Source organism: Modestobacter caceresii, assembly GCF_000761485.1.
Lineage (GTDB): Bacteria > Actinomycetota > Actinomycetes > Mycobacteriales > Geodermatophilaceae > Modestobacter > Modestobacter caceresii.
In genome coordinates this window covers 1-8041 of sequence record NZ_JPMX01000083.1, presented here as the reverse complement: position 1 = coordinate 8041, position 8041 = coordinate 1, and the positions used below count along the sequence as shown (strand labels likewise).

Annotated in this window: 7 protein-coding genes; 3 read left to right on the top strand and 4 right to left on the bottom strand. The window is 72.8% G+C overall.

What is annotated here, in order from left to right; genetic code table 11:
* From IN07_RS17640 to IN07_RS17625, 4 genes are all read right to left on the bottom strand, one after another.
* A partial coding sequence (locus IN07_RS17640) for a HoxN/HupN/NixA family nickel/cobalt transporter (protein WP_156119260.1) occupies positions 1–1165 on the bottom strand: 1165 nt, incomplete at its 3' end.
* A gap of 50 nt (positions 1166–1215) precedes the next feature.
* Positions 1216–2523, bottom strand: a complete 1308-nt coding sequence (locus tag IN07_RS17635) for a tetratricopeptide repeat protein (RefSeq protein ID WP_052091438.1) — start codon at positions 2521–2523, stop codon at positions 1216–1218.
* A 252-nt stretch (positions 2524–2775) separates the two neighbouring features.
* On the bottom strand, positions 2776–4494 hold the full coding sequence (locus IN07_RS17630) for a DUF4331 domain-containing protein (protein ID WP_036338104.1): 1719 nt from the start codon (positions 4492–4494) through the stop codon (positions 2776–2778).
* Between the two features lie 423 nt (positions 4495–4917).
* Positions 4918–5262 (bottom strand): rhodanese-like domain-containing protein, encoded by a 345-nt coding sequence (locus IN07_RS17625; RefSeq protein ID WP_081975510.1) that lies wholly within the window; start codon positions 5260–5262, stop codon positions 4918–4920.
* Positions 5263–5333: 71 nt separating this feature from the next.
* On the opposite strand from IN07_RS17625, the gene IN07_RS17620 reads away from it, so the two are divergent.
* Genes IN07_RS17620 through IN07_RS17610 form a run of 3 tightly spaced genes read left to right on the top strand, consistent with a single transcriptional unit; the run spans position 5334 to position 7990 of the window.
* The gene (locus tag IN07_RS17620; protein WP_036338097.1) at positions 5334–5849 is read left to right on the top strand and encodes a PH domain-containing protein; all 516 of its coding nucleotides are present in this window, start codon (positions 5334–5336) and stop codon (positions 5847–5849) included.
* Positions 5846–7309, top strand: a complete 1464-nt coding sequence (locus IN07_RS17615) for a PH domain-containing protein (RefSeq protein WP_036338095.1) — start codon at positions 5846–5848, stop codon at positions 7307–7309. The genes IN07_RS17620 and IN07_RS17615 overlap by 4 nt, the downstream gene beginning before the upstream one ends.
* 39 nt (positions 7310–7348) lie before the next feature.
* On the top strand, positions 7349–7990 hold the full coding sequence (locus tag IN07_RS17610) for a pentapeptide repeat-containing protein (protein WP_197058532.1): 642 nt from the start codon (positions 7349–7351) through the stop codon (positions 7988–7990).
* The last annotated feature ends 51 nt before the right edge of the window (positions 7991–8041 follow it).

The following is an 8041-nucleotide window of genomic DNA, read 5'->3' as shown; positions in this document are numbered from 1 at the left end:
CGTGCGAATGCACGTGGTCACCGCCGTGCGAATGCACGTGGTCACCGCCGTGCGAATGAGCGTGCGGCTCCGCTTGGATGTGCGCGTGGACTGCACCGGGTCCCGCCGAGGCGCCCACCGCACCCGCGAGGGCCGGCTCGGGCAGTTCGTCGATCGCTGGGCGCTGCAGCGCCCGCACCGCCCGCCAGCGCGGCACGGCACTGCGGAGCATGAGGGCGCCGATGACGGCGACCAGCAGTCCACTTCCCACGCCCAGCCAGCGGATCACCTGGTCCCCGGCGAGCGTGCTGGACAGCGAGATCGCCAGCCCCAGCAGCAGCACGCCGACCGTGTGGGTGGCCGTCACCGTGGCTCCTACCAGGATGGCGTCCCTGCTACGGCCGCGCCGCCCGGCGAGGTAGGCGGCCATCACCGTCTTGCCGTGACCGGGCAGCAGGGCGTGCCCGCAGCCGAGCAGCACAGCGAGCAGCACGGCCAGGGTCCCCACCAGCGGGGTGAGTTCGCGGTCGCCGATCAGGCCCTCCAGGCGCCGGTCGAGCGCCTCCATAGCGTTGCTGAACGGGTCGCCGCTGCCGGCGCTCACCGTCGCTCCGCTGCCCGTGTTGGTGCCTGGCTCGGTCGAGACGGTGAACGCCCGTACGTCGACCGGCGAGGAGAGCAGATCGACCGGGTAGACCCGCAGCTCGTCGGTGACGCTGTCGACCGGCACCGGGGAATCGATCAGCCGGACCCCCTCGCCGTCCGCGGTGATCTCGCGCCAGCCCACCCGGTCGGCCAGGTAGTCGTCCTGGAAGGTGACCGTGGCAGCCCCGCCTAGGGCGGCATCGGCCCACAGGTCGCAGGTCAGGCGCAGGGTGGGCAGGCCGGCTGCGCCGGGCACGACCTCGAGTGCGGTGTCCCGGACGGTCCAGGGGGCCGGTTCGTCGTCGACGGTGAGCTCGACGGCGCCTGCGATGTCGGTGCACTCCGCCGCCGCGGCGTCCTGGAGCTGGGTGGCGTCCGGCGAGCCGTCGGGTGCGATCTCCGGCAGCAGCTGGGCGGTCGGGATCTCGGCCCGGTCGACGACCGCGGTGAGCGAGACGCCGTCGGGCGTCAGCGTCAGCCCGTCGTGGTGGTTCACGGTGAAGTTGCCCAGCGGGTGCGCCTGCGCAGGGCCAGCAGGCACGAGTACGAACGACACCGCGGCCAGCACGACGACTGTGGTGCGGCGTGGGGTCACGGGCGGCCGCCGAGGGAGGCCAGCAGCTGTTCGGCCCGGGGTGCATGCAGCGGGGAGAAGTGCGGATTGGTGTCCAGCGCCTCGGTCAGCGTGGTCCGGGCCTGGTCGGTCATCCCGAGCCCGGCCTCGATCGCCCCGCGGTGGTAGAGGAACAACGCGTTGGCCCCGCCCAGTGACGTCGCCTGCTGGGCCAGCGGGAGCGCCTCGGCGTCCCGCCCGGCGCTGTGCAGCGCCCAGGCCAGCGCGTCCTGCGAGTCGATGTTCTGCCGCCGATCGAACTCGGCCAGGGCCGCGGCCACCGCGGCGCCCGGGTCGCCGTGGTCGGCAGCGAACAACGCGGTGGTCAGGTCGCCGGACACGCCACCGGCAGCGAACAACCGGCGGGCGGTGTCGACCAGGACGAACTGCTGCTGGGCCTCCTGGCTGCGCCCCAGGGACTCCAGGTACTCCCCGTACTCCACGAAGTACTCCGGCAACGGCCGGGAATCGACCACCGCCTGGTAGGCGTCGAGAGCGGGTTCGACCTCACTGCGGGCAGCCAGCACCCGAGCCTGCCCGAGCAGCAACGTGGGCTCCCCGGGGGCCGCCGCGAGGCCGGCGGTGAACTGCTCGGCGGCCGCCTGCAGGTCTCCGGTGGAGAAGGCCAGTGCACCCAGGTAGGTCCGGGAGAACGCCTCTGCGTCGGGGCTCTGTGCCATGGCCAGCGCCTGCTCCAGCGCCGTGCGGGCACCAGCCAGGTCACCGTGCAACTCCGCGTCGTAGGAGGCTCGGGTGAACGAGGCGATGCCGGGCTTGAGGTCCAGCATGCGATCCACCGCCTCGGTCGCGCCGGGATAGTCCCCCAGCTGGGTGCGGGCATCGGTCAGCACCCCCCACGCGGTGGCGCTGTACTCGTTGATCTCCAGCGCCTGACCGGCCAGCTCCGCCGCGGCAGCGAAGTCGTGCCGGGCGTTGGCCAGCGCCCCCTGCCCGGTCAGCGCCGCGTCGTTGCCCTCCGGCTTCAGCGTCAGCGACCGCTGCAGGGCGCCCTCGGCCTTGTCGTAGTAGGACGGATCAGCGGTGACCCGCGCCTGCTCCACGTAGGCCGAACCCAGCTGCGCCCACGTGTCGTGGTCACCGGGTACCCGCTCCAGCCGCTGCTGCGCGGCCTCGATCGCCACGGTCAACGGATCGGCCGCCGCGGGCGCCGCGGTCGGCGGCCCGCTGAGAGCGGCATCCCGGCCGGTGCCCCGGTCGACCCACACCGTGTAGAAGCCGGCCACCGACATCAGCAGGAACAGGCAGCCGACCACCACCGCGCTCACCGCGGTCCGCCGACGCACGGTCAGGCGGCCCGCGAGGTAGACACGGGGCTGCCCGAGGTCCGGGGTCCGGTCGCGTGCATGACGTGCTCCCTCGGTGGCCGTCCGGAGCCAACCCCGGACGCCACGGGCACGGCAGTCACGGGGTGGGCCGGGTGGTGGGACAGTCGCTCGCCGTGCTGCGGGGTACGGCGCTCCGTGTGCCGCACCCCGCAGTCCGTACGTCGATCCGGTCGACCGCTCAGACCTGTGCGGTCACGCCGTTCGGCCGCGCAGGGGGTTCCTGCGCATCAGCGAGCCGGCCCCGGCAGCGATCAGCAGCAGTGCCGCCGAGCCGGTGAGCGCCGGGATCAGGGTGCCGTCGAAGCCGCCCCCCTCACCAGGCCGGCCGGCAGCGACCGCGTTCTCGCCGGAGTTCTGACCGTCCTCCGAGGAGACCTGGTTGACCGCGTCCGTGTGAGGGGCCGCGATGTACGGGAAGACCTCGCTGAAGGCCTTGTCGTTCGAGTCGACCAGGTCGCCGCCCTTCAGTGCGTCGAAGGCAGCCTGCCGATCGGCCGGCACGTCATTGACGTTGAAGATCCCCTCGAGCGCGAGGATCTCGATGTCGACGACGTCGTCGGCGAGCCGGCGACCGTTCGGGAAGCCCTGGATGTCGCCACCGACGACACCGAGTCGACTGGCCTCCTCCAGCGGCTTGCCGTTCAAGCCGGTCGGCTCGGTGATCGACATGTTCAGCCGCAACATCTCCGAGGGCTGGAAGGCTGCCGGGTCCGCCGCTGCGTTCAGCGCCTGCGAGTTGAGGTCGACGTTGATCGGGTTCTCCGTGGCCGGGTCCCCGTCGACGTCCAGCACGTCACTGCTGACGATGCCGGTGAGGAAGGTCTCGAAGATGTCGTACCGCGGGGTCGGCGGCGCCGGGATGCCGTAGATCTGCTCGATGAGCCTGGGCAGCTCGGGGTCGAGCACCCGGGCGACGATCGCACCGTCGGCCGCAGTGGCGTCCGCGGCCGGCGGCAGCGAGTTGAACGCGTCCTTGAGGCCTGCGGGGACGACCACCTCGTTCACCAGCGGTTGCCCCAGCCGGGACACCTGGGTGAAGCCGGTGGAGCCCTCGGCGGCGGTACCGTCGGCGTTGCGCAGCTCCGGTCGCGTCGTCGTGCTCCAGACCCCGATGTTCGGGTTGTGCTTCGCATCCTGGTTGATGGCGACGGCGGCCTTCGGCACCTCTAGCACGATGCTGTTCACGTTGTACCCGGCCAGCGTGTCCACCCCGCGCTCGGAGAGGTCGGCGCCGTAGATCAGGTCGAAGACCCGGAGGTCCAGGAAGAAGGGGTCCTCGGTCTGGGTGACCAGGGTCTTCCCGCCGCCCGGCAGGTGGGTGATCGCCGGATCCCGCAGGTTGTCCACGTAGTCCTGCGCGCTGCCCATGCTGGCCGGCCCGACGTAGGACGGCGCGGCCAGGCCCTCGGCGATCGGATGGCCGAAGGTCTTCCCGCCGTCGATGCTCAGGTCGAGGGTGTAGTACTGCCGGAACAGCAGGTCCTCGTCATCGAGCGAGGTGACCGGGCCGACGTTGTAGAGGAAAGTGTCCGTGCCCCGGAGGTCCTCGGTGGTGAACCGCCACCGGGCAGTGATGTCAGCGACTGCGTCGCCGTTGTTGTCGATGTTGAGCAGGTACTCGGCATCGTCGGCCCACGGGTAGAAGTTCGGGCCGCCGTTGGGCTCCTCGAACGGGATCCAGTTGGCGACGAAGACGACGTTGTCCTCGTTCTCCGGGCTGGAGAAGGCGTAGACGTCGGTGTTGTCCACGAGCGGGTCGCCCAGGATGAGCGGTGCCTCGCGATGGCTGGAGGCCAAGGCATCGGTGGGCATCAGGCCGATCACGGCAGATCCGGCGAACACCCCTCCGGCCGTCAGCAACGCGAACCCGCGCCTGCGCTGGCCTTCGAGGGCCAGGGCTTGTTGGAACATCTTTGTTCCTTCCCTTGCAAGCGGCGATCCGCACGTCTTCTGATCAGCTGCGAGGAGCCGGTGCGAGAAGAGGTCCGTCAGTCGGCAAGGGAGCGAGATGCTCGGTTGCACCCCACGGCTGTCCCCATCGCCCCATCGACCGCTGTGACATTAAGCACTCTCCGCAACCGATGCCACCGGGGGTCCGGCGGGATCGCGGCCCATCCACGGCTGTTGCTATTACTCTGAGTTATCGATGGAGAACGGAGGGTCAAGGGGCGCCCGTCCCGCGCGGAGAGCCACCACGGTGCACACCCGAAGCAATCTGTTGCGTCACCACGAGTCGTACGCAATCGATTTCAAAAAAGTCGGTCGGGGCAGCGGCGCACTGCGACGACTCGGGGATGCGGCTGACGGGCGCATCGGGCCCCGGTCAGCCTCGCACTAGACCACGTAGGGCGAGCGGCCGGTCTCGCTCACCATGGGTCGGCCGGCCGCGTCCCACTCGCCCATCCCGCCGCCGACGTTCACCGCGTCGTAGCCGTTCTGGTTGAGCCAGGCGGTCACCCGCGCCGAACGCCCGCCGCTGCGGCAGGTGACGTACAGCGGGTCACCCTCGGGCACCTCGCCGAGCCGGGTCGGGACGTCTCCCATCGGGATGTGCGTCGCGCCCTGGACGTGCCCGGCGGACCACTCGTCGTCCTCGCGCACGTCCAGCACGACGGCGTCGTCGGGCACCTCGGCGGCGGGGACGGTCGGCACCTGCTGGGGCATCATCACGCGATCCATCGTGGCACGCAGTGCGCCGCCCCACCGGCGGTGCGCCCCTCGGCCGGCCGGTCACTGCGAGGATGGTCCCGATGTCCGCTCCCCCGCCGGCGCCCGTCCGGGAACCCGCCTGGTCGCTGTCCCGCTCCGCGATCGGCCTCTGGGTGACGCAGGCGGTCCTCGGCACGGTCGTGTACGCGGTGATCGTGGCGACCGCGATCGTCCTCGTGCCCACGGACGCCGGCTGGGGGGTGCCCCTGCTGCGCTGGGGAGGCCCCGCGTTCGTGGTGCTCTACGGCATCGTGACGATCGGGGTGCGCCCACGGCTGCGCTACCGGGTGCACCGCTGGGAGGTCACCGCCGAGGCGGTCTACACGCTCACCGGCTGGCTGACCCGCACCTGGACCCTGGTGCCGATCTCCCGGATCCAGACCGTCGACGTCAACCGCGGGGTCTTCCAGCAGCTGTTCGGCCTGGCCACCGTCGCGGTGCTGACGGCGTCCTCCCAGGGCACGGTCCGGGTGCCGCACCTGGAGGTGGACGTCGCCCGGCGGGTCGCCGACGACCTGGCGCGGCGGGCGGAGCTGGTCCGCGACGAGGCCACGTGACCGGCCCGGAGGTCGTCGGGCGGCGGACGTCGCCGTGGGTGCTGGTACTGCACACCGTGACCTTCCGCCAGGCGCGGGCCCTGGTGCCGGCGGTGCTGGCCCTCGGGGTCACCCGCGGCCTGGGCGACGGCCTGGGCACGGTGATCGCCCTGGTCGCCGGGATCACGCTGCTGTCCCTGCTGGGCGCGGCGATCAGCTGGTGGCGGTTCAGCTACACCGACGGGGACGCCGCGGTCGTCGTCACCCGTGGGCTGCTCACCCGCTCGGCGCGCACCGTGCCCAACGACCGGATCCGAGGGGTCGAGGTCGAGGCGCCGGCGCTGCACCGGCTGCTGGGGCTGGTCCGGGTGCGGATCGACGCGGCGGCCGGCTCGGTGACCAGCGAGGAGGAGCTGGTGATCGACGGCGTGACCCGCGCCGAGGGCGACCGGCTGCGCAACCGGCTGCTCACCCATGCCGCCTCCGCGCAGGACCTGCTCGCGGGCCGGCACGCCGCGGCCGAACCGGAGGAGGAACTGCTCCGCTTCGACTACCGGTGGCTGGTCTACGCCCCGCTGGTGGGCAGCTACCTGGCGGTCCCCCTGGCCGCCGGGGGCGCGTTGCTCCGGGCCGCCGAGGAGCTGCCCGAGCAGTTCCTGCCGGAGTTCTGGTCGCCGGACGTCTCGGACACCCGGATCGTCGTCCGGCTCGTGGTGAGCGCGCTGCTGGTGCTGATCCTCGGCTCGATCATCGGCAGCGCCCTGGTGAACTGGCGGTTCCGGCTGCTCCGGCGCGGTGGGGCGCTCGTCGCCGTCCGCGGCCTGGTCACCCGCCGGCACACCGAGCTGGACATCGACCGGATCCGGGGCTGCACGATCAGCGAGGGGCTGGGCATGCGGCTGGTCGGCGCGGCCCGGGTCAGCGCCCTGGTCACCGGCCTCGGTGACGCCACGCGGCGGGGGCAGGTGCTGCCGCTCGGGCCGGTAGAGCTCGCCCGCGCGCTCTCCGCCGAGCTCGTCGACCACCCGGGCCCGCTGCGGCGGCACCCCCCGGCCGCCCGTCGGCGCAGCATCGCGCGGGGCACCACGCCCGGGCTGCTGGTGGCGGCCGCCGGTGGGGTGGTGGCCGTGACGACGGGCTGGTGGCCGCTGCTGGCCGCCGGGGCCGCCCTCGTGCTGCTCGGTGTGCCCCTCGGGCTGGCCCGCTACAACGCCCTCGGGCACGTCGCCGGCCCCCGGTCGTTCGCGCTGCGCTCGGGGTGGCTGGTGCGCAGCCACACCGTGCTGCAGGACCGGGCCGTCGTGGGGTGGGAGGTCCGGCAGTCCGTCGTCCAGCGCCGGGCCGGGCTGGCGACCGTGCTGGCCTGCGTCGGCGCCGGCAGCGGCGGCTACGCAGCGCGGGACATGGCCGCCGCCGAGGTGGCGGAGTTCGCCCGGGACGCCTCCGGGGCGTGGGCGGCCACCCTCACGCCGTACGGCTGACCCTCCCCCGCGGCGGACCGGACGGACAGGATGGTGCCCGTGCCGATCGACGCCACCGACCTCGAAGCCCTCCTCCCGCCGCTGACGGACGCGCCCGGACCGGAGCTGGCCGGCGCGGGCACGGCCGACGGCCTGCGGTTCGCCGGCCTGGAGCTGACCGGCGACGCGACCGACGCCTCCTTCCTCGAGTGCGTGCTGACCGGGTGCGACCTCGCCGGCGTGCCCTTCGACCGTGCCCGGCTGTCCAGCTGCCTGCTCACCGACCTGCGCGCGGCCGGCTGGTCGCTGGTCGACGCGACGCTGCTGGACGTCGTGGCCGCCGGCGGGCGGTTCGGCGCGGTCACCGCGCACGGCGCCGGGCTCACCCGGGTGGCCCTGCAGGAGGTGAAGGTCGACTTCCTCGACCTGCGGGGCGCCACCCTGGTCGACGTCACGCTCGCCGGGTGCACCGTGGGCGAGCTGGACCTCGGCGGCGCCGACCTGCGCGACCTGCGGCTGGTCGACTGCACCGTGGAGTCGCTGGTGCTCAGCGGTGCCCGCAGCCGCTCGGTCGACCTGCGCGGCGCGGAGGTGACCCGGCTCGACGGCGCGGCCGACCTGCGCGGCTGCACGATCAGCACCGCCCAGCTGGCCGGCTGGGCCGCCGGGATGGCGGCCGAGCTGGGCATCCGGGTCGGCTGAGAGGGTGTTGGGTATTTGATCGGCTACTTGTCGGAGTCGAGGTCTTCGGCC